This window comes from Streptomyces sp. NBC_00388 (assembly GCF_036061255.1).
Lineage (GTDB): Bacteria > Actinomycetota > Actinomycetes > Streptomycetales > Streptomycetaceae > Streptomyces.
The window spans coordinates 2,112,968-2,133,175 of sequence record NZ_CP107948.1; the positions used below are offsets into that span (position 1 = coordinate 2,112,968).

Genomic DNA, 20,208 nt, shown 5'->3' on the forward strand with positions numbered 1-20,208 from the left:
TACCGTACGGAGTTCCGGCTGTGACGCAACACGCAGAGCTCAGCCGTCCAGGTCCCGGCCCGGACGCGGTGCGAGCCCCTCCAGGAGCGCGTCCACCACCCGTGCGGCGAGGTCGTCGTCGAGGGGTGCGTCGGGGCGGAGCACGGTGCGCAGCAGCATCGGCCCCACGAAGAGGTCGTTGACCAGGTCCGGCGCCAGGTCGGAGCGGATCTCGCCGGCCGCGATCCCCCGGCGCACGATCTCCGCGCCCGTCCGGCGCCGGGCCTCGACGACCGTGTCGTGGTAGGCGCGCCAGAGCTCGGGATAGTGCTGCATCTGGGCGAAGACGTTGTACAGCAGCGCCGACGAGCGCTTGGCGAGGCCCCGCAGGCGCAGCGATTCGAGCATCGCGATCAGATCGTCGCGCACCGATGTGCCCGGCAGCTCAGGGCCGGCGGGCTCGATGTCCTTGAGCACATCGATGAAGAGCTCTTCCTTGCCCTTCCAGCGGCGGTAGATGGTCGCCTTGCCGACCCCCGCCGTGCGGGCGACGCGCTCGATCGACACCTCGGTGAGCGAGGCGCCCTCCTCCAGCAGCTTCACGACGGCCTCGACGATCGACCGTTCGACCGCCTCCGAGCGCGGCCGACCGCGCCGCTGCTCGGACGGCCTGTTCTGCTGTTCCGTCGGGGGCACGCCCGCTCCGCCTCTCACTGTCCGTTCAGTCCGTACCGATTGTCGCCGACGCGGGCGCCGCCTCCGCCGCCCCTCCGGGCGCGCCACCGCTCTCCGGACGGCCGGGCAGGAAGGCCACCACCACGACGGCGCCGAGCAGCGCGACCCCGGCCGAGCCGAGGGCCGTCACATGCATGGCGTGCAGGAACGCCGTATCGGCCTGGCTCGCCAGGACCCGTCCGGCGGGACCGAGCTTCTCGGCGATGCCCAGGGTGGCCTCGATCGACTCCCCCGCCGCCTTGCGCGCGCCGGGCGGGACCGCGCCGAGGTGTCCCTCGATGTCGCCCCGGTACGAGGCGGAGAGCACCGACCCCAGGACGGCGACCCCGAGCGCCCCGCCCACCTGCCGGAAGGTGTTGTTGATCGCCGAACCGGAACCGGCCTTCTCGCGGGGCAGCGACTGCATGATCGAGACGGTGACGGGCGGCATGATGTGCGCCATTCCCGTGCCCATGACGAAGAAGACGACCTCCATCACCCAGATGGGCGTACCGGTCCCGAAGAACGCGAAGCAGCCGAGCCCGGCGGCGACCAGCACCATGCCGGACGTGCAGACCGCGCGGGCGCCGAACCGCTCGACGACGAGCCTGGCCCGCGGCGAGAAGATCATCTGGGCCGCGGCCAGCGGGAGCAGCAGGACGCCGGATTCCAGCGCGCTGTAGCCGCGAACGCTCTGCATGTAGAACGCGGAGAAGAAGGTGACGCCCATCAGCGCGAAGAACACCAGCGCGATGGCGGCGACCGCCGCCGAGAACGCCGGGTTCTTGAAGTAGGTGACGTCGATCGCCGGGTGACTGCTGCGCTTCTCGTACACCACGAAGCCGATCAGCACGGCGACGCCACCGAGCGTGGTCAGCAGCACGGACGGCGCCGTGAAGTCGGCCAGTTCGCCGCCGCGGATGATCCCGTACACCAGCAGGACCAGACCGACGACGGAGAGACTCACGCCCACCGGGTCGGTGTGGCCGGGGCTGGGGTCCCTGGAGTCGGGGACCAGCAGCACCATCGCGATCAGCGCGACGACCACCACCGGGACGTTGACCAGGAACACCGAGCCCCACCAGAAGTGTTCGAGGAGCACGCCGCCGGTGATGGGGCCGATGGCGATGGCGAGACCGACGCCGCCCGCCCAGATGCCGATGGCCTTGGGCTGCTCATCGCGCTCGAAGACGTTCATCAGGACGGCGAGGGTGGCGGGCATCACGAAGGCCCCGCCGAGGCCCATCACGGCCCGGAACGCGATGAGTTCGGCGGGCGAGGAGGAGATGGCGGCGAGCACCGAGCCGATCCCGAAGACCGCGAGCCCGAAGAGCAGGACCTTCTTGCGGCCGATGCGGTCGCCGAGGAGGCCCGCGGTGAAGAGCAGCCCCGCGAAGACCAGCGTGTAGGCGTTGATCGCCCATTCGAGCTGGCTCTGGGTGGCGCCGAGCCCGCTGGGCGCGGGGGCCGCGATCGTCTTGACCGCCACATTGAGGATGGAGTTGTCGAGCACCACGATCAGCAGGCTCAGCATCAGCGCGGCCAGGATCGCCCACCGGCGCCGGTGCACGGATTCGGGTATGCGGGGCGCCGCGACGGGCCCCGTGGAGTTGGTCATGCGGACACCGTAGAGCAATTTCGATACGGCACCGTCTCGTATCGAAAAGATTTTACCCGGCATCCCAGCGCGGACGCGGAGCCCACTTCCGCGCGGTGGCGGTGCAGTGCGACCATGGAGGCGGTCCGGGGACGCCGTCAGGGCGCCTCGAGATGACGAACAGGAGCGTTGCGATGACGCGCGCGTTGAACCCTCACGACACCCCCGCAGCCGGTGCCCCCACAGCCGGGCGGTCCCCATCCGCCGGGACGCCTGCCGACAGCAGCAAGGCGCTGTACGGCGGGCGCAGCAGCAGGCGCATCACCGTCCATGACATCGGCGGGGCCAAGGAGCGCGGCGAGAAGTGGCCCATGCTCACCGCGTACGACGCGATGACGGCCTCCGTCTTCGACGAGGCGGGTATCCCGGTGATGCTCGTCGGTGACTCGATGGGCAACTGCCACCTCGGGTACGACACCACGGTCCCGGTCACCCTCGACGAGATGACGATGCTCTCCGCCGCCGTCGTGCGGGGCACCTCACGCGCCCTGATCGTCGCCGATCTGCCCTTCGGTACCTACCAGGAAGGCCCGGTCCAGGCGCTGCGCAGCGCCATGCGCCTGGTCAAGGACGCGGGCGTGGGCGCCGTGAAGCTGGAGGGCGGCGAGCGCTCGCACCAGCAGATCCAGCTGCTGGTGGAGTCCGGCATCCCCGTCATGGGGCACATCGGGCTGACCCCGCAGTCCGTCAACTCGATGGGCTACCGGGTTCAGGGCCGCGGCGAGGAGGCGGCGCAGCAGCTGCTGCGCGACGCCAAGGCCGTACAGGACGCGGGCGCGTTCGCGGTCGTCCTGGAGCTGGTACCCGCGGAGCTGGCCGCCGAGGTCACACGCATCCTGCACATCCCCACCGTCGGTATCGGCGCCGGGCCCGAGTGCGACGCCCAGGTGCTCGTCTACACCGACATGGTCGGTCTGACGGGCGGCAAGGTGCCGCGCTTCACCAAGCAGTACGCGGACCTCCGCCGGACGCTCGGCGACGCGGCGAAGGAGTTCGCCGACGAGGTCGTCGGCGGGACGTTCCCCCAGGAGCAGCACACCTTCCACTGAGTCCCGGCCCCGGCCGGCTCCCCCAGGCCACTGCCGCACGGCCCGACGGCCCGCCGACATCCCCCATCGGCGGGCTGTCGGCATTCTGTCGGTGACTTGTCAGTGGCGGCTGGTCTGATAGTCGGCATGACGCGAATCGACAAGAACCCCGGGAACGGCGGACCCGCCGTACAGGTGCGGGGGCTGGTGAAGCATTACGGGGAGACCAAGGCCCTGGACGGCGTGGACCTGGATGTCCGGGAGGGCACCGTCCTCGGTGTGCTCGGGCCCAACGGCGCCGGCAAGACCACCCTCGTACGGGTCCTCTCCACCCTGCTGCAGCCCGACTCGGGCAGTGCCGTCGTGGCGGGCTACGACGTCCTGTCCCAGCCCCGCCAGCTGCGCCGGGTCATCGGTCTCACCGGGCAGTACGCCTCGGTCGACGAGAAGCTCTCCGGCTGGGAGAACCTCTACATGATCGGCAGGCTCCTCGACCTGCCCCGCAAGGACGCCAGGAGCCGCGCGGACGAGCTCCTTGAGCGGTTCTCGCTGACCGAGGCGGCCAAGAAGGCCGCGATGAACTACTCGGGCGGGATGCGCCGCAGGCTCGACCTGGCCGCTTCGATGATCGGCAGACCGTCGGTGCTCTTCCTCGACGAGCCGACGACCGGTCTCGACCCCCGTACCCGCAACGAGGTCTGGGACGAGGTGCAGAGGATGGTCGCGGAGGGGGCGACGGTGCTCATCACCACCCAGTACATGGAGGAGGCCGAGCAGCTCGCCAACGAGCTGGCGGTCATCGACAAGGGCAAGGTCATCGCCAACGGCAAGGTGAACGAGCTCAAGGCGAAGGTCGGCGGCCGTACCCTCCAGATCCGGCCGAGCGACCCCGGACAGCTGCCGGCCATGGCCCGTGCCCTGGCCGAGGCCGGTCTCGACGGCGTCGCGGGCTCGCAGGCGGTGCCCGACGAGGGCCTGCTCAACGTACCGATCCTCAGCGACGAGCAGCTGACCGCGGTGGTCGGCCTGCTGGCCTCGCGCGGCTTCGGTATCGCCGACATCGGCACCCATCTGCCCAGCCTGGACGAGGTGTTCCTGGCCATCACCGGTCAGAAGCCCACGGTCCAGGACGGGTCCGGCGCAGTCACAGCCCAGGTTCAGGAGGCCGCGGTATGAGCACCGCAACGATCGAGAAGCAGGCACCCACGGTGCCGCCCGCGGCCGCGGCCGCCGAGGGGCGGATCGGGCTGCGGGGCAACCTCCGGCACATCGGAGCGCTGGCCCGCCGCAACGCGCTGCAGATCAAGGCCGATCCGGAGTCGATGTTCGACGTCCTGCTGATGCCGATCGTCTTCACCCTGCTGTTCGTGTTCGTCTTCGGCGGCGCCATCGCGGGCAAGGGCAACCAGACGCAGTACGTCGACTACGTCGTGCCGGGCCTGATGGCGATGATGGGCATGAACATCGCCATGGCCGTCGGCACCGGGGTCAACGAGGACTTCAAGAAGGGGGTGATGGACCGGTTCCGCAGTATGCCCATCGCCCGGTCGTCCGTCCTCATCGCGAAGATCGTCGTGGAGATCGGCCGGATGCTGGTCGCCATCACGATCCTCCTGACCGTGGGCTTCATCCTGGGTCTCACCATCCACACGTCGGTGCTCTCGCTCTTCGCGGCGATCGGCCTCTCGCTGGTGTTCGGCGCCTCGCTGATGTGGATCTTCATTCTGCTCGGACTGACCATGAAGACGGTGCAGGCCGTCCAGGGGATGGCCATGCTGGTCCTGATGCCGCTGCAGTTCGGCTCGTCGATCTTCGCCCCGCCCACCACGATGCCCGGCTGGCTCCAGGCGTTCACCGACTACAACCCGCTCTCCAACCTCGCGGACGCGGCACGGAGCCTGGTGAACGGCGGCCCCGTCGCCCACTCCGTACTGATGACGCTCGGCTGGTCGGTGGCGATCACCGCGCTCACGGCTCCGCTGGCGATCCGGAAGTTCCGCAAGAAGACCTGACCGGGCTGCCGGGTCCGGCAGGCCCGGCGGTCCCGTTCAGCGTTCGCGTCGCTCCACCAGGGCGGTGGCCTCCTCCGGGGTGAGGCCGCCGCCCTCGGCGTACGCGCTGTCGTAGTCGCTGTCCCCGAGGACAGCGCGGGCGGCCGACTCGGCCTTCTCCCGGTTGGCGCGCTCCATGGCCGCGCTGAAGTGGCCCGGCGGCAGCTGCCTGTCGGACGCGGCCAGCAGTCTCACCGCGTCCCGGGCGGCCTCCGGTACGCCGGGAGCCGCCAGCGCCCACGCGTACGTCACCAGATGGGTGGCGGGCATCTGCGGGGCCACCATCTGCGACAGCGGGTCATGGGTCCTGCGCAGCGCCTGCCACGCCTTCGCACGGCCCTCCGCGTACAGGCCCTCCTCGATGTCCACCCAGGCCGTCAGACCGAGCAGGATGCCATCGAAGACAGCGAGCGGGCCCGCCCTGAACTTCTCCTGCAGCAGGCCGAGTTCGACCCGCGCCTCGGCCGTACGGCCGGAGCGGCCCAGCCAGGTGGCGAGGAACATCCGGGCCATCGGCCAGACCTCGTGACCGACGTCGGGCCCGTTCTCCTCCGCCAGGATCTGCCGCAGGATCGCCTCGCCCTCTTCGCCCCGGCCGGCTTCCATCAGCACCCCGGCGTACCGGGACCGCAACACCGCGACCTGGGTCCGGGCACCCAGCCGCTCGGCGTAGCCGAACGCCATCCGGTAGTCCTCACCGGCGGGCAGGAAGTCACCTCGGCGCTCGCGCGCCTCGCCGCGCGCCGAGAGCGCCTCGGCGGCGCCCCAGGCGTCGCCGAGCCGGATGAAGATCTCCAGGGCCTCCTCGGCGTCCCTGGTCGCGTCGCCCGCCCAGTCGCCCCGGTTGGCCAGGATGTTGGCCCGCATCTGCAGGGCGGATGCCAGCTCCCACTCGTATCCGAAGTCCCGGCAGGCCCGCACCGTCTCGTCGAGCACCTCCCGCAGGTCACCCGGGGCGCCGGTGAGCATGATCGCGAAGAACCAGAGCGAGGCCGGGGACCGGCAGGTCTGGGGCAGCCCCGGTCCGTAGGCCGCCACCACCCGGCCGAGGCGCTCCTGGTTGGCCGGTGTGGTCCAGTCGTCGAAGTCGTGGTCGGCGGAGGACAGGTGGATCAGCCGCACCCCGCGCCGCGCCTCTTCGAGCAGTTCGGGGCTCATCGGAGGCGGGGCGTCCGTGCACCGCGCGTACAGCGGCGGGGCCTTCGCCACCGGCGGCTCGAACGGGTCGGCGCCCATCTCCGCGGTCGCCTGGGACCAGTGCCGTGCGTCGCTGCGCAGATCGCGCATCTGCCAGAACCAGGCGAGAGCGTGCACCAGGATCAGCGCCTCCTGCTCGTCTCCCGCGGCGACCGCCCGGCGCAGTGCGGTGCGCACGTTCTCGTACTCGCGCACGAGCAGGTCGATCGCCGCGAGCTGCCCGTGGCCACGCAGCTCGGGGTCGGTCAGCCGGGCCAGCTCCCGGTAGTGCACCAGATGACGGTGTTCCGCGTCGGAGCGGTCCCCCGCCTCGTCCAGCCGCTCGGCCGCGTACTCGCCGACGGTTTCGAGGAGCCGGTAGCGCATCTCGCCCTCACCCGAAGGGACCGCCACCACCAGGGACTTGTCGACCAGCGAGCCCAGTACGTCCAGTGCGTCGGCCCCGCACACCGCCTCCACCGCAGTGAGCCCGCAGCCCCCGGCGAAGACGGAGAGCCTGCGCAGTACGGTGCGCTCCGGCTCGTCCAGCAGGTCCCAGGACCAGTCGACGACCGCGCGCAGGGTCTGCTGGCGCGGCAGGGTGGTCCGGGCGCCGCCGGTCAGCAGCCGGAACCGGTCGTCGAGGCGGTCGGCGATCTGGCGCGGCGAGAGCATCCGCAGCCGGGCCGCGGCGAGTTCGATGGCGAGCGGCAGTCCGTCGAGGCGGCGGCAGATCTCGCCGGCGGCCGCCGGGTCGTCGTCGGTCCGGAAGCCCGGTCTGACGGCCCTCCCCCGCTCGGCGAAAAGCCGCAGCGCGGACGGCTGGGGCAGCGGCTCCAGCGGGCGTACGACTTCGCCGGGCACCCCGAGCGGCTCCCTGCTGGTGGCGAGGATCGTCAACCCGGGGCAGTGGGCGAGCAGTTCACCGGCGAGGGTGGCTGCTGCCGCGACGACGTGCTCGCAGTTGTCGAGCAGGAGCAGCATCCGGCGCCCCGCACAGTGCTCGGTCAGCCGGGCGAGGGGGTCGTCCGCGTGCCGGTCGGCGGCCCGTATCTCCTCGGCGCCGGCGCCCCGCAGCACGGTCTGGCGTGCGCCGAGTGCACCGAGGACCGCTTCGGGCACGGTCTCCGGGTCGTCCACCGGGGCCAGTTCGACCAGCCACACCCCGTCGGGCCAGGCGCCTGCGGCGGCCTCCGCCACCTCCTGCGAGAGCCGGGTCTTCCCGGCCCCGCCGGGGCCGAGCAGCGTGACGAGACGGGCAGCGGCGAGGTCGCCGCTCAGGGCGTCGATATCGCTCTCGCGCCCGACGAAGCTGGTCAGCCGGGCCCGCAGGTTGCCCGGTCCACGCCCGGAGGCACCGCCCGGGGCCTGCGGCGGAGCCGCGGAGCCGCCGGCCGGGGAGACCTCCCCCTTCCGGCCTCCGGCGTCCTCGGCGGGCGCCAGCAACTGGACGTACAGCGCGCGCAGTTCGGGACCGGGGTCGGCGCCGAGGAGCTCGACGAGGCCGCGCCGCACCTCCTCGTACGCCGCGAGCGCCTCCGCCGTGCGGCCCGCGTCCCGCAGCGCCCGGATCCGGAGGGCCTGGAGCGGTTCGTCGATGGGGTGGTCGCCGCAGAGCGCGGCCAGCTCCGGGAGCGTCGCCTCGGCGCGGCCGAGCGCGAGTGCGGCGGTGAGCGCGGTCCGGCGCGCCTCCAGCCTGCGGGCCTCCCAGCGGGCCGCGGGCGCCGTACGGTCGGGGAGGTCGGCGAGGACCATGCCCCGCCACAGCGCCAGCGCGTCGTCGAGGAGACCCGCGGCCTTGACCGGGTCCCCTTCCTCCAGGGCCCGCGCGCCCTCGCCCGCGAGCCGCTCGAACCGGTACAGGTCGACATCGTCCGGATCGGCGCACAGCCGGTATCCGCCGTCCACGGAGACGACAGCCGCGTGCCCGAGGGCGCGCCGCAGGCGGGCCACGAGCGCCTGGAGCGCGCCGGTGGCGTCGGCGGGCGGTTCGCCGTCCCAGACCTCGGCGACCAGGACGGCGGCGGGGACGGTCCGCCCGGCGCGCAGCGCCAGCACGGTGAGCAGGGCACGCAGCCGCGCCCCGCCGATGGCGACGGCCGTGCCGTCGGGGCGGAGCGCCTGCGTGGTGGAGAGGATCCGGTAGCGCACGGGCCCATTGTCCGTTACCGCGCGCACGTCAGCCGACCGGTCTCCCGGTCCGCGTGGACCGCCTGCCATACCGTCATCCGTCCACCTTGCCCGGTACCCCTGCCCGACCGCGAGACGTCTGCCGCGTGTCACCTGTACGGTCGGGGCTCACGACGCCCGGCCCCCACGTCTCAGGAGCTCCGTCCATGACCACCGCCTCCACCCGCCACAGCGAACGGCGGATCAGCCCGGTCTTCCTGGGGATCGTGGCCGTCATGGCGGTCACCGGCTGGGCCGTGTGGGCCGACTTCGCGAAGGTGCCCGGGTTCTCGCTGTTCCTCTTCGTGACGTCCGCGTGGGTGGTGTCGCTCTGCCTGCACGAGTACGCGCACGCCCGCAGCGCGCTGCACAGCGGTGACATCTCGGTCGGCGCGAAGGGCTATCTCACCCTCAATCCGATGAAGTACACGCACGCGTTGCTCTCCATCGTGCTGCCGCTGGTCTTCCTGGTGCTGGGCGGGATCGGGCTGCCCGGCGGCGCGGTCTTCATCGAGCGGAACCGCATCAGGGGCCGCTGGCGGCACAGTCTGATCTCGGCGGCGGGGCCGCTGACGAACGTCCTGTTCGCGTTCGTCTGCACGGCGCCGTTCTGGCTGCACGCACTGGACGGCGTACCGGCGCTGTTCCGCTACGCGCTGGGCTTCATCGCGCTGCTCCAGTTCACCGCGGCGATCCTGAACTTCCTGCCGGTGCCCGGTCTCGACGGCTACGGCGTGGTCGAGCCCTGGCTGCCGTACAGCATCCGCCGCCAGGTCGAGCCCTTCGGGCAGGTGGGGATGCTCGCCGTCTTCGCGCTGCTGTGGATCCCGTCGGTGAACCACGCGTTCTTCGACCTGATCGACACGATCCTGCGCGGTGTCGGGGTCAGCAGCCAGGACAGGTACTGCGGGCAGAACTTCTACCGCTTCTGGTACGGCAAGCCCGACGCGTTCTTCTGCCCGGCCGGGTAACTGCGGGCACTCCCGGCGGGCGGGCCCCGTCCCGGTGCGGCCGGTCAGCGGTCGGCGGGCACGGCTGCCGCCTTCGCGGCGCGGCTGCGGCGCAGGTAGAACCAGGCCATGTTCGACGACAGGCCCGCCAGCAGGATCCAGACGATGCCGATGAAGCTGCCCTGGACGAAGGAGACCACGGCCGCTGCCACGGCGAGAGCGCAGACGACGAGGGCGTACAGAGCGAGGCGGGGCATGGGGGCGGCTCCTGTCCGGGGGCAAAACGTTCGCCCCCCAGTGTCCCCTATGCCCCGGCCGGGCTCACACGTCGGTGACGCGCAGGCCCGCGTGGGCCTTGTAGCGGCGGTTGACCGAGATCAGATTGGCGACCAGCGACTCGACCTGGTGGGCGTTGCGCAGCCGCCCGGCGAAGACCCCGCGCATCCCGGCGATCCGCCCGGCGAGCGCCTGCACGATCTCCACATCGGCGCGCTCCTCGCCCAGCACCATCACATCGGTGTCGATCTCGGCGATCTCCGGGTCCTGGAGCAGGACGGCCGACAGATGGTGGAAGGCCGCGGTCACCCGGGCCTCCGGCAGCAGGGCGGCGGCCTGCTCGGCAGCGCTGCCCTCCTCCGGCTTCAGGGCGTACGCGCCCTTCTTGTCGAAGCCGAGCGGGTTGACGCAGTCGACGACGAGCTTGCCGGTCAGCTCCGCGCGCAGTGACTCCAGCGTCTTGGCGTGCCCGTCCCAGGGCACGGCCACGATCACGACGTCACTGCGGCGGGCGCACTCGGCGTTCCCGGCGCCCTCGACACCGTGTCCGAGCTCTCCGGCCGCGGCCTGTGCCCGCTCCTCGGCGCGCGATCCGACGATCACCCGCTGGCCCGCCCTGGCCAGCCGGTAGGCGAGGCCGCGCCCCTGGTCACCGGTCCCGCCGAGGACGCCGACGACCAGGTCGGAGACGTCGGGGAGGTCCCAGGGATCCCGGGCAGCCGGCTGCTGTGCACTGTCGGTGGAAGTCATGCCCCGACCCTACTCGCTGGTACCCGGCCCCCGTACGGATGAGGAGCGGCCAACGGCCCACGCCGGGCGGCCGGGTGCGGCAGGATGCCGGACATGGACGCCGTACGTGTCGCACTCCTCCGGGACGTGCTCGCCGGGACCGAGTGGCCGCGCGCCGCCCGCCGGTTCGCGACCGTGCTCCGGTCGTCCGTGGTGCCGCACGGCGGGGGGCTGCTCCTGGTGGGGACCGCGGGGTACGAGCCGTGGCACCTGGCGGCCCACCTCGTCGACGAGGCCGCCTGGTCGGGGCTGCCCGAGCTGGCGCCCACGCTGGTACGGCACCGGGTCGGGTGCGGCGAACCCGCGCATCTCTCGGTGGGCCTCGGGCGGATCGAGGCGGCCGGGCGGGGCGAGACGCTGCTCGTCGTCGCGCCGGGGCTGCCGGGCGAGGCCCTCCTGGAGCGGGTGCACGGGGCTCGGCGGGCGGGAGCCACGGTACTGGCGCTGGGCGGCGGGGACCCCGATGTGCGCGGTCTCGCGCACGAGGCACTCACCGTGACGGACTCCGACGAGGTGGATCTCGACACCGTGCAGCACCTGGTCAGCGCCGCCGCCGGGGAGAACACCCTGCCCGCGCGGCGCGGCGGACGGCGGCTGCGCGACCGGCTGTCACGCCTCGCCGACCAGCTGACCGCTCCGCCGCCGGGCCGCTGGTAATCCACTTGCGGGCCGGGTGCGGGGCGGCCGAACATGACCCCTTGTGGCTCCTCGCACGCGGCTCGGCGCGATCCTTCCCGACCTCACCCCCTGGCGCTCGTCCCGCGAGTTCCGGCTGCTCTGGATCCAGGGTCTGATCGCCTTCTTCGGCAGCTCCATGGCGCTGATCGCCCTGCCGCTCCAGATCAAGGACCTCACCGGCTCGCCGGCCGCCGTGGGCGCGATGGGCGCGGTCGAACTGGTGCCGCTGGTCGTCTTCGGCCTGTACGGCGGCGCGCTTGCCGACGCGGCCGACCGGCGCAAGGTCATCCTGGCCACCGAGGCGGGGCTGGGGCTGCTGGCCGTGACGCTGCTGGTCAACGCGCTGATCCCGGCCCCGATGCTCTGGCCGCTGTATGTCGTGGCCGCCGGGGTCTCGGCCCTCGCCGGGCTCCAGCGGCCCGCGCTCGACTCACTGCTGGCCCGGATCGTGCCGCACGACCAGCTCACCGCTGCCGCCTCGCTGAACGCCCTGCGCTGGCAGACCGGTGCGATCGCGGGCCCGGCGCTGGCGGGCGTGGTGGTGGCGTACGCCGGCTACCCGACCGCGTACGGCGTCACGGTGCTGGGTTTCACCGTCTCGGTCGCCATGTGCACCCGGCTGTCGCCCGCACCCCCTTCGCACGATGCCGAACGGCCGTCGCTGCGCGGGATCGCCGAGGGCGCCCGGTACGCCTGGAGCCGGCCGGTGCTGCTGGGGACGTACGCGATCGACCTGGCCGCGATGTTCTTCGCCTACCCGAACACGGTCTTCCCCTTCCTCGCCGACGACCTGCACGCCACCTGGGCCCTCGGCCTGATGTACGCGGCGGGTTCGGTGGGATCCGTACTGCTCAGTCTGACCAGCGGCTGGACGTCACGGGTCAGGCGGCACGGGCTCTTCGTGGTCTTCGGGGCGGCGGGCTGGGGTCTGGCGATCACCGCGGCGGGCTGGTGCACCAACGTCTGGCTGGTGCTGCTCTGCCTGGCGTTCGCGGGCGCGGGCGACATGCTCAGCGGCCTCGGCCGCTCCACCATCTGGAACCAGACCATCCCGGATGAGCTGCGCGGGCGGCTCGCGGGCATCGAGGTGCTCTCGTACAGCATCGGGCCGCAGCTGGGTCAGGTCAGGTCGGGGACGCTGGCCGGCTGGACCGGGACCCGGACGGCGATATGGAGCGGCGGGCTGGCGTGCGTCGCGTCGGTGGGCGTACTCGCCGCGGTGCTGCCGAAGCTGGTGACGTACGACGCGGACACGGACACCGACGCGCAGCTGCGCCGCGCCCGCAAGGAGGCGGCGGCGGCTGCGGCGGCTGTCTGATCAGGCAGGAGCGGCAGCGCCCTGCCGGTCAGCCCTCCCTGTCCTCCGGGGCGTTCTTGTCGTGCCACTTGGGGTCGGTCTCCCACTCCAGATTGCGCTCGGCCGCCGTCTCCATGGCGTGGGTCGCCTCCTCGCGGGTGGCGTACGGCCCGAAGCGGTCCTTGGCCGGGCACTCGGGCCCCTCTTCGACCTTTTTGTGCTGAATGCAGTAGTACCACTCGCCCGGCTTCGCGGCCGCGCGCTTCTTGAACAAAGCCATGGTCGGCTCCTCTCTCATACACTCGCTGGCATGTCTGGCCAGTCACTGCTCGTACCAGGGGAGCTCTCTCCCACCCGTTCCGTACCCGGAAACATCCGGCGTCCCGAGTACGTGGGCAAGCCCGCGCCGACGCCGTACACCGGTCCGGACGTCCAGGACGCCGACACCGTCGAGCGTATGCGCGTCGCGGGCCGAATCGCCGCACAGGCGATGGCGGAGGCCGCCAAGCACATCGTGCCCGGTGTGACGACGGACGAACTCGACCGGGTCGCCCATGACTTCATGTGCGACCACGGCGCCTACCCGTCGACCCTCGGCTACCGCGGCTTCAAGAAGTCGCTCTGCACCTCCGTCAACGAAGTCATCTGCCACGGGATCCCGGACTCCACGGTGGTCCGGGACGGCGACATCGTGAACCTCGACGTCACCGCGTACATCAACGGGGTGCACGGGGACAACAACGCCACCTACCTCTGCGGGGACGTCGACGAGGAGTCGCGGCTCCTGGTGGAGCGGACCCGGGAGTCGCTCGACCGGGCCATCAAGGCCGTGCGGCCGGGCCGCCAGATCAATGTCATCGGGCGGGTCATCGAGTCGTACGCCAAGCGCTTCGGATACGGCGTGGTCAAGGACTTCACCGGGCACGGCATCAGTACGTCGTTCCACTCCGGGCTGATCGTCCCGCATTACGACAGCCCGTACGCCACGGAGCTGATCCGGCCCGGTATGACGTTCACGATCGAGCCGATGCTCACCCTCGGCACGCACGAGTACGACATGTGGGAGGACGGCTGGACGGTGGTGACCAAGGACCGCAGGCGGACCGCGCAGTTCGAGCACACGCTCGTGGTGACGGAGACCGGGGCGGAGATCCTGACGCTGCCCTGACCCGGATTGACAGGGGGCCGGGACGGGTACGCGTGTTCCCGACACGTCGTCGGGAACCCATTGACTTAGGTAAGCCTAAGCATGGAGGATCGACCCAGGTTCCCGCCCCCGGCTCCGGAGGTCCGCCATGGACGCCTTTTCGACGCTCATCCGCACCGCCTCGCACGAACGGCACGACCAGGCCAACTCCTCGACGTTCATGAGCGACATGCTGAGCGGCCGGCTCGGGGTGGACGCCTACGCCCGCTACACCGAGCAACTGTGGTTCGTCTACCGGGCGCTGGAAGAGAACGCCGGGGCGCTGGCCGGGGACGCCGTGGCCGGCCCCTTCGTCCTGCCCGAGCTGATGCGCACAGCGGCGCTGGAGCAGGACCTGGCGTATCTGCGCGGGCCCGGCTGGCGCACGGGCCTGACACCGCTGCCCGCCACCACCGCCTACGCGGAGCGGGTGACGCACTGCGCGCGCACCTGGCCCGGCGGCTATGTCGCCCACCACTACACCCGCTACCTCGGGGACCTGTCCGGCGGTCAGATCGTCCGCGACGTGGCGGAGAAGACCTGGGGCTTCGCACGCAAGGGCGACGGTGTGCGGTTCTACGTGTTCGAGGAGATCCCCAACCCTGCCGCGTTCAAGCGTGGTTACCGGGAGCTGCTGGACGCGGTGGACGCGGACGACCTGGAGAAGCGGCGGATCGTGGACGAGTGCAAGCACGCGTTCGCACTCAACACGGAGATCTTCCACGCGCTGAGCCGGGAGTTCACGCCGCTCAGCGCCTGACATCCCGGGGAGGGCCGGGCCCTGGGCGGGCCCGGCCGGGACCCGGACGGGTGATCAGCCAAGCACCGGGGCGCGTGAGCCGGTGAGCAGCCTGCGAGCGGCGTCCCAGCCCGCGCGCCGGGCGGACGCCACGGCCGCCTCGTCATCGCCCAGCACCCGCAGCCACGCCCCGCAGTCGTGCGGCAGCACACTGACGCCGTACCGCACCCCCAGGCCGTCGAGAGCGGCATGCAGCGCGTCGGCCACCTCGGTCGCGGGAGCGCGGCCGGTCACGACATGGAGCGAGGCCGTCCGGGTGTGCCCGGCCAGCGCGGCGGGCCCTGGCGCACCGTGCCGGTCGCGGCCCAGGCGCACCGCGTCGAGGGCGAGCAGTGCGCCGCCGGGGCGCCGCACCTCCAGGTCCAGCCGGAGGGCGCCGTCACCGGGGCCCGCCTCCCCCGCCGCCAGCGTCTCGCCGATGACGACGGTGGCAGTGGGGTCCGCGGTGATCACGGTGCGCTGGTAGAACCGGGCGCCCGGGGACGGGCACAGCGGCTCCGGCAGATACTCCAGATACGCGTCGGGCCCGGCCGCGAGATGGACCAGCCGGGTGGCATGACCGTGGTCCATCGGACGGACCAGAGTCACGGCCCCCGTCCCGAGGTGCACCTCCGTCTCGGCGCCGCAGCAGACGTCGACGCGCTGGCGGTCCGCCTCGACGATGCCGTCCGCGACGGGGGCGAGCCGGACGAAGGCCATCTGCGGGCGCAGCGGGTCCTGGTACTGCGGCCTGCCGATCCGCAGCGGCATCCTGCTGTACCGGCGGACGAGCTCGGTGCGACCGCTCAGCCGCTCGAACCCCATCTCCACCAGACCGACCCGGGTGGAAGGTCCGGCCCCCGAGCCACCGGCGCCGTCCGGGGCGTGGCCGGTGACTTCGGGGGGCACCCGGCCCGGCGTGTGGTGTGCGGCGGCGAGCCGCGACTCCCCCGGCGGCCGTCCCGTCCCCGACGCCTCGGGTGGCTCGTCCGTGACGAGTGCCATGTCAGACCACCGCCCCGTTCAGGCCGCCCGGCAGAGGGAGTTCGGCGCAGCGGCGGACCGCGTTCGGCACTCTGGCGTTCATGGTGATCCCTTCCGGTCTCTGACGGCCGGTGGGCCGGCAGGTCGTACGCGCGCGCCCGCTCAGCCGGCCGGCGTCTGTGCTCCGGCACGGCCGTGGCGCCCCCACGGGGTCTCGGCCGCGGGCACGCAGCCGCCCAGATCGGCCAGTTCACGGCGGAGTGCGTCCGCCGTGACCTCCTCGATGACCGGGGCGGCCCCGCGCAGCAGCAGCTGCGCGGCGCCGTGGTCGCCGACGGCCCCCGTCCGCCGGGCCGCGGCGGCGAAGGCGGCGCAGAAGGCGAACAGCTCGGCGGACACCGCCTGTTGGCGGGGTACGCCCATACCGGCCTGGACGACGGCGGAGACCACCGCGCGGTTGCCGGGTGCCTCCCCCCGCGCGACCAGAGCGGCGAACTCCTCGACGGCGTCGCAGGGGAAGACCGAGCGGGCCAGTCCGAGCATCCGCCGGCCGGTCCGGGTCGCGGCGGCTCGCTGCTCCCGGCCGAGCTTGGCGGCGTGCAGCCGTTCGTCGATCTCGGCGACCTCACCCCAGCAGCGCTGCGCGGCGGCGTGGTGGGCGAGGGCGAGCGCCGTCGCGTCGGAGGGGCCGACGCCGTGGCGCAACAGCGCGTGCAGCAGGGGTCCCGGTCCTGCGGACCCCATCCGGTCCTGCCTGACCAGGCAGTCCCACTCGTAGGCGGGGCTGCACCCGTCGCCCGGGAACGCGGCGTCCATGAGTTGCAGACTGACCAGCAGGGGCGCCTGCGGGGCCGGAACGACCGGTGGGTCATCCCCGTACAGGTACACCGGCTGGCCGACCATGGGTGCCTCGTTTCGGCAGTTCGGGCGGATCACTGAGTGGAGTCGGGCACGGCGAAGGCCGCGCTTCCGACGCTACGAGAGCCCGGCGGACGTGCCACCCCAGGCGGCCCGATGGAGTGAGCGGCGCCCGGACCGCCCGGGGCGGGGTCACTGCGCGAAGCGCACCCGGCCGCCCAGCTCGATCATGCCGTCCGGTGCGGGCGCGGTAAGCAGCTGCGAGCCGCGGCCCTGGGTGATATTGAGGGCCCGGCCCAGGGCTGCGGTGAGCCGCAGGGCGCCGGAGCCGCTCGCCTCGTCCTCCATCTCCGCCGCGCCCGCAGCGCCGGCTGTCCTGGCGCGGGGGAATCCCCGGGCCCTGACCCGGCCCGCGGCCTCGTCCTCCCAGGCCCAGACGTACAGCGGCGCAGCCCCCGGCGGCGGGCACGCCAGGGCGTCGACGTCCGCCGGGCTCGCCAGCCGTCCGAGCTCCTGCCGCGGCGCCCACCGCGCGGGGGCGGTGATCCAGGTGAACTCGCCATCCTGGCGGGTGATGACGTCGCCCGCCTCCAGTTCGAGCACCTCGACGTCCAGCAGCCACGCGGTTCCGACCAGCGGGTGCCCTGCGAAGTCCGGCTGCGGGCCCGGGGCGTGCACGCCGAGCCTCCCGCGCTCGGGATCGTCGACGAACACCGTCCGGCCGAAGCCGAGTTCGGCGGCGCGGGCCGTTCTGGCCGCCGGGCCGGGGAACGGGGCGCCCTCGCGCACGACACCGAGCCGCTCACCGTGCCGGCCGTCGGGCCCGCAGAAGACACTGAGTACGTCGATCTCGTTCACGCGGGTATTCAAGCACCGCGCCTGTCCGCGGCCGGGCCCCGCGGCGGGCCCGGCCTGCCGGCCGCCGGGGCGGGCCGCGGGCTTCCCGGGCGGGCGTGCGTGCGTGCGGCGCCGCGGCACCCCCGGCGGTCCCGGAAAGGCCGCCTTCGGGAGCCGCTTGACCTAGGCATGACTGAGACGTGACGGAGCCGTGACCGCTCCCCCCGGAATGAGATCTGAATCACGACACGAGGGGGTATGAGTCAGGTAAGCCTCGGTTAAGTTAGGGCTGCCTCACTCGACCATTCACCCAGCGTGGAGCCCGTATGCGACCCGTCCGACTCTCCGTCGTCACCGCCGTCACGGCCGTGGCCGCTCTGACCGCCGTCACGGGCTGTGCCGAGAAGAGCGATGCCAAGGGCGGTGACGGCGTCGTCTCCGTCACCGCGAGCGACTCCGCCTGCAAGGTGTCCACCACCCGGTTCCCGGCCGGTCACGTCCAGTTCGCACTGGAGAACAAGGGCTCCAAGGTCACCGAGGTCTATCTCCTCTTCCCCGACGACCGCATCGTCGCGGAGCGCGAGAACATAGGCCCGGGCCTCAAGCAGAGCCTGACCGCCGAGGTGAAGGCCGGGTCGTACGAGATCGCCTGCAAGCCCGGTATGAAGGGCAACGGCATCCGCCAGAAGGTCACCGTCACCGGCGGCAACGCCGTGAAGCGCGACCCGAAGCTGGACGCCGCGGTCGCCGCGTACCGCAAGTACGCCCAGGACCAGGCCGACGAGACGCTGCCCAAGGTGAAGGTCTTCACCGACGCCATCCGCAAGGGCGACCTGGAAGCGGCAAAGAAGGCGTACGCCCCCTCGCGTATCGGCTGGGAGCGCACCGAGCCGGTCGCCGAGTCCTTCGGCGACATCGACCCGAAGACCGACACCCGCGCGGACGGCCTGGAGAAGGGCCAGAAGTGGACCGGCTGGCACCGCCTGGAGAAGTCGCTCTGGCAGGACAAGAAGACCGGCGCCACCGAGAAGTCCCTCGCGACCGAGCTGGACACCGACCTCACCGACTGGCAGAAGCGCGTGGGCACGGCCGCGATCACCCCGACCTCGATGGCCAACGGCGCCAAGGAGCTGCTCGACGAGGTCGCCACCGGGAAGATCACCGGTGAGGAGGACCGCTACAGCCACACCGACCTGGTCGACTTCAAGGCGAACGTCGAGGGCGCGCAGCAGGCGTACGAGCTGCTGAAGCCGGTCGCGTCGAAGAACCAGCCGGCGCTGACCAAGGAGCTGGACCAGCAGTTCACCGCCCTGAACTCACTGCTCGACCACTACCGCAAGGACAAGACCTCGTACGATTTCACTCCGTACGACAAAGTCTCCCAGGCGGACCGCAAGAAGCTGTCGGACGCCGTCAACGCCCTGGCGGAGCCGCTGTCGAAGCTCGCAGCGGCCGTGGTCACCAAGTAGATGCCCGGTACGGAGCGGACGGCCGGACAGCCGGCCGGCGAGCAGACGCAGGAGGCCCTCATGGCGGACGAGACCCACACCCCCTCCCCGTCCCGGCGTTCACTCATCGGCTGGGGCGGAGCGGGGCTCGCCATCGGCGCGGTGGCGGCGGGCGGTGCGGTGGCAGCGCTGCGCCCGGGCGACAGCACCGCCCCGGTGGCGGAGTCCGGCGCGGCCGTGCCGTTCCACGGCGCACACCAGGCCGGTATCGCCACCGCCGTCCAGGACCGGCTGCACTTCGCGTCGTTCGACGTGACGACCGGCGACCGGGCCGAGCTGATCCAGTTGCTCAAGGACTGGACCGCGGCGGCCGCCCTGATGACCCAGGGGCACACCGTGGGCGACGGGGCGTACGGCGGTCTCGCCGAGGCCCCGCCGGACGACACCGGCGAGGCTCTCGGCCTGAAGCCCTCCCGGCTGACGCTGACCGTCGGCTTCGGCCCGAAGCTCTTCGAGAAGGGCCGGTTCGGCCTGGAGGGCAGGCGCCCCGAAGCGCTGGTCGATCTGCCGGAGTTCCCCGGCGACAACCTCGAAGCGACGCGCAGCGGCGGGGACCTGTGCATCCAGGCGTGCGCGGACGATCCACAGGTCGCGGTCCACGCGATCCGCAATCTGGCCAGGATCGGCTTCGGGAAGATCGCGATCCGCTGGTCGCAGCTCGGTTTCGGCAAGACGTCGTCGACCACTCCCGACGCGCAGACACCGCGCAACATGATGGGCTTCAAGGACGGCACCCGGAACATCCCGGGCACCGACACGGCCGCGCTGAAGCAGCACGTGTGGGCCGCCGAGAAGGGCGGGGCCGCCTGGATGACCGGTGGTTCCTATCTGGTGGCCCGCCGCATCCGGATGCACATCGAGACCTGGGACCGCGCATCGCTCCAGGAGCAGGAGGACGTCTTCGGCCGCGACAAGGGCGAGGGCGCACCGGTCGGCAAGGCCAAGGAACGCGACGAGCCGTTCCTCAAGGCGATGCTGCCGACATCGCACGTACGTCTCGCCCATCCGGACAGCAACCACGGGATCCGGATCCTGCGCCGCGGCTACTCCTTCACCGACGGCACGGACGGCCTGGGGCGGCTGGACGCGGGGCTGTTCTTCCTGGCGTACCAGAAGGACACCCGGCAGGGGTTCATCCCGCTCCAGCGCGGCCTGGCCCGCCACGACGCGCTCAACGAGTACATCCAGCACGTGGGTTCGGCGCACTTCGCCGTCCCGCCTGGTGTCCGCGACAAGAGCGACTGGTGGGGCCGTGCGCTGTTCGCCTGACCGCGCTGTCCGCCCCGCCCGGAC

At 72.1% G+C, this 20,208-nt stretch carries 19 protein-coding genes; 10 read left to right on the forward strand and 9 right to left on the reverse strand.

Translation table 11 applies throughout. From position 1 onward, the window contains the following. Positions 1-39: 39 nt before the first annotated feature. Both OG917_RS09610 and OG917_RS09615 read right to left on the reverse strand, forming a co-directional pair. On the reverse strand, positions 40-675 hold the full coding sequence (locus OG917_RS09610; RefSeq protein WP_328317142.1) for a TetR/AcrR family transcriptional regulator: 636 nt from the start codon (positions 673-675) through the stop codon (positions 40-42). A 25-nt stretch (positions 676-700) separates the two neighbouring features. Further along, positions 701-2,311, reverse strand: a complete 1,611-nt coding sequence (locus OG917_RS09615; RefSeq protein ID WP_328317143.1) for an MFS transporter — start codon at positions 2,309-2,311, stop codon at positions 701-703. Positions 2,312-2,484: 173 nt separating this feature from the next. On the opposite strand from OG917_RS09615, the gene panB reads away from it, so the two are divergent. From panB to OG917_RS09630, 3 genes are all read left to right on the forward strand, one after another. Then, the gene (panB, locus tag OG917_RS09620) at positions 2,485-3,399 is read left to right on the forward strand and encodes a 3-methyl-2-oxobutanoate hydroxymethyltransferase (RefSeq protein WP_328317144.1); all 915 of its coding nucleotides are present in this window, start codon (positions 2,485-2,487) and stop codon (positions 3,397-3,399) included. Positions 3,400-3,525: 126 nt separating this feature from the next. After that, positions 3,526-4,554 carry an ATP-binding cassette domain-containing protein gene (locus OG917_RS09625; protein ID WP_328317145.1) on the forward strand — a complete coding sequence of 343 codons (1,029 nt, stop codon included), beginning with the start codon at positions 3,526-3,528 and terminating at the stop codon, positions 4,552-4,554. Beyond that, on the forward strand, positions 4,551-5,390 hold the full coding sequence (locus OG917_RS09630; protein ID WP_328317146.1) for an ABC transporter permease: 840 nt from the start codon (positions 4,551-4,553) through the stop codon (positions 5,388-5,390). The genes OG917_RS09625 and OG917_RS09630 overlap by 4 nt, the downstream gene beginning before the upstream one ends. A gap of 36 nt (positions 5,391-5,426) precedes the next feature. On the opposite strand, the gene OG917_RS09635 is transcribed toward OG917_RS09630, so the two are convergent. Continuing rightward, the gene (locus tag OG917_RS09635; RefSeq protein ID WP_328317147.1) at positions 5,427-8,756 is read right to left on the reverse strand and encodes an AfsR/SARP family transcriptional regulator; all 3,330 of its coding nucleotides are present in this window, start codon (positions 8,754-8,756) and stop codon (positions 5,427-5,429) included. A 185-nt stretch (positions 8,757-8,941) separates the two neighbouring features. Between OG917_RS09635 and OG917_RS09640 the strand changes: the two genes are divergently transcribed. Then, positions 8,942-9,745 (forward strand): site-2 protease family protein, encoded by an 804-nt coding sequence (locus OG917_RS09640; RefSeq protein ID WP_328317148.1) that lies wholly within the window; start codon positions 8,942-8,944, stop codon positions 9,743-9,745. A 44-nt stretch (positions 9,746-9,789) separates the two neighbouring features. On the opposite strand, the gene OG917_RS09645 is transcribed toward OG917_RS09640, so the two are convergent. Both OG917_RS09645 and npdG read right to left on the reverse strand, forming a co-directional pair. Next, a complete protein-coding gene (locus OG917_RS09645) occupies positions 9,790-10,032 on the reverse strand; it encodes a hypothetical protein (RefSeq protein WP_443059066.1) in 243 nt (80 codons plus the stop codon). Between the two features lie 13 nt (positions 10,033-10,045). Continuing rightward, a complete protein-coding gene (gene npdG, locus OG917_RS09650; RefSeq protein ID WP_328317150.1) occupies positions 10,046-10,750 on the reverse strand; it encodes an NADPH-dependent F420 reductase in 705 nt (234 codons plus the stop codon). 93 nt (positions 10,751-10,843) lie between these two features. Here npdG and OG917_RS09655 point away from each other — a divergent pair, with 93 nt between their 5' ends. Both OG917_RS09655 and OG917_RS09660 read left to right on the forward strand, forming a co-directional pair. Beyond that, positions 10,844-11,446: a hypothetical protein gene (locus tag OG917_RS09655; protein WP_328317151.1), complete on the forward strand. Its 603-nt coding sequence runs from the start codon at positions 10,844-10,846 to the stop codon at positions 11,444-11,446. A gap of 43 nt (positions 11,447-11,489) precedes the next feature. Further along, a complete protein-coding gene (locus OG917_RS09660) occupies positions 11,490-12,785 on the forward strand; it encodes an MFS transporter (protein WP_328317152.1) in 1,296 nt (431 codons plus the stop codon). Between the two features lie 28 nt (positions 12,786-12,813). Here OG917_RS09660 and OG917_RS09665 read toward each other — a convergent pair whose 3' ends face one another. Beyond that, positions 12,814-13,044 carry a hypothetical protein gene (locus OG917_RS09665; protein ID WP_328317153.1) on the reverse strand — a complete coding sequence of 77 codons (231 nt, stop codon included), beginning with the start codon at positions 13,042-13,044 and terminating at the stop codon, positions 12,814-12,816. 30 nt (positions 13,045-13,074) lie between these two features. Here OG917_RS09665 and map point away from each other — a divergent pair, with 30 nt between their 5' ends. Together map and OG917_RS09675 are read left to right on the forward strand one after the other, a co-directional pair. Continuing rightward, complete coding sequence (map, locus tag OG917_RS09670) at positions 13,075-13,932, forward strand: type I methionyl aminopeptidase (RefSeq protein ID WP_328317154.1); 858 nt, start codon at positions 13,075-13,077, stop codon at positions 13,930-13,932. Between the two features lie 127 nt (positions 13,933-14,059). Further along, positions 14,060-14,710, forward strand: a complete 651-nt coding sequence (locus OG917_RS09675) for a biliverdin-producing heme oxygenase (RefSeq protein ID WP_328317155.1) — start codon at positions 14,060-14,062, stop codon at positions 14,708-14,710. Between the two features lie 54 nt (positions 14,711-14,764). On the opposite strand, the gene OG917_RS09680 is transcribed toward OG917_RS09675, so the two are convergent. The 3 genes from OG917_RS09680 to OG917_RS09690 form a co-directional block, all read right to left on the reverse strand. Then, the gene (locus OG917_RS09680; protein WP_328317156.1) at positions 14,765-15,733 is read right to left on the reverse strand and encodes an urease accessory protein UreD; all 969 of its coding nucleotides are present in this window, start codon (positions 15,731-15,733) and stop codon (positions 14,765-14,767) included. A gap of 141 nt (positions 15,734-15,874) precedes the next feature. After that, positions 15,875-16,615 carry an urease accessory protein UreF gene (locus OG917_RS09685; protein WP_328317157.1) on the reverse strand — a complete coding sequence of 247 codons (741 nt, stop codon included), beginning with the start codon at positions 16,613-16,615 and terminating at the stop codon, positions 15,875-15,877. A gap of 147 nt (positions 16,616-16,762) precedes the next feature. After that, positions 16,763-17,428 carry a PhzF family phenazine biosynthesis protein gene (locus OG917_RS09690; RefSeq protein WP_328317158.1) on the reverse strand — a complete coding sequence of 222 codons (666 nt, stop codon included), beginning with the start codon at positions 17,426-17,428 and terminating at the stop codon, positions 16,763-16,765. A 305-nt stretch (positions 17,429-17,733) separates the two neighbouring features. Between OG917_RS09690 and efeO the strand changes: the two genes are divergently transcribed. Together efeO and efeB are read left to right on the forward strand one after the other, a co-directional pair. Beyond that, positions 17,734-18,876, forward strand: coding sequence for an iron uptake system protein EfeO (gene efeO / locus OG917_RS09695; protein ID WP_328317159.1), 1,143 nt, complete (start codon positions 17,734-17,736; stop codon positions 18,874-18,876). Next, the gene (gene efeB / locus OG917_RS09700) at positions 18,877-20,184 is read left to right on the forward strand and encodes an iron uptake transporter deferrochelatase/peroxidase subunit (RefSeq protein WP_443058932.1); all 1,308 of its coding nucleotides are present in this window, start codon (positions 18,877-18,879) and stop codon (positions 20,182-20,184) included. It begins immediately after the preceding gene. Positions 20,185-20,208: the final 24 nt, after the last annotated feature.

What these genes read in the sequence shown, in the direction of transcription:
- OG917_RS09665 (WP_328317153.1), bottom strand. Translation starts at nt 13,044, where the DNA reads ATGGCTTTGTTCAAGAAGCGCGCGGCCGCGAAGCCGGGCGAGTGGTAC.
- OG917_RS09615 (WP_328317143.1), bottom strand. Translation starts at nt 2,311, where the DNA reads ATGACCAACTCCACGGGGCCCGTCGCGGCGCCCCGCATACCCGAATCC.
- map (WP_328317154.1), top strand. Translation starts at nt 13,075, where the DNA reads ATGTCTGGCCAGTCACTGCTCGTACCAGGGGAGCTCTCTCCCACCCGT.
- OG917_RS09675 (WP_328317155.1), top strand. Translation starts at nt 14,060, where the DNA reads ATGGACGCCTTTTCGACGCTCATCCGCACCGCCTCGCACGAACGGCAC.
- efeO (WP_328317159.1), top strand. Translation starts at nt 17,734, where the DNA reads ATGCGACCCGTCCGACTCTCCGTCGTCACCGCCGTCACGGCCGTGGCC.
- OG917_RS09630 (WP_328317146.1), top strand. Translation starts at nt 4,551, where the DNA reads ATGAGCACCGCAACGATCGAGAAGCAGGCACCCACGGTGCCGCCCGCG.
- OG917_RS09685 (WP_328317157.1), bottom strand. Translation starts at nt 16,615, where the DNA reads ATGGTCGGCCAGCCGGTGTACCTGTACGGGGATGACCCACCGGTCGTT.
- efeB (WP_443058932.1), top strand. Translation starts at nt 18,877, where the DNA reads ATGCCCGGTACGGAGCGGACGGCCGGACAGCCGGCCGGCGAGCAGACG.
- OG917_RS09680 (WP_328317156.1), bottom strand. Translation starts at nt 15,733, where the DNA reads ATGGCACTCGTCACGGACGAGCCACCCGAGGCGTCGGGGACGGGACGG.
- npdG (WP_328317150.1), bottom strand. Translation starts at nt 10,750, where the DNA reads ATGACTTCCACCGACAGTGCACAGCAGCCGGCTGCCCGGGATCCCTGG.
- OG917_RS09640 (WP_328317148.1), top strand. Translation starts at nt 8,942, where the DNA reads ATGACCACCGCCTCCACCCGCCACAGCGAACGGCGGATCAGCCCGGTC.
- OG917_RS09625 (WP_328317145.1), top strand. Translation starts at nt 3,526, where the DNA reads ATGACGCGAATCGACAAGAACCCCGGGAACGGCGGACCCGCCGTACAG.
- panB (WP_328317144.1), top strand. Translation starts at nt 2,485, where the DNA reads ATGACGCGCGCGTTGAACCCTCACGACACCCCCGCAGCCGGTGCCCCC.
- OG917_RS09655 (WP_328317151.1), top strand. Translation starts at nt 10,844, where the DNA reads ATGGACGCCGTACGTGTCGCACTCCTCCGGGACGTGCTCGCCGGGACC.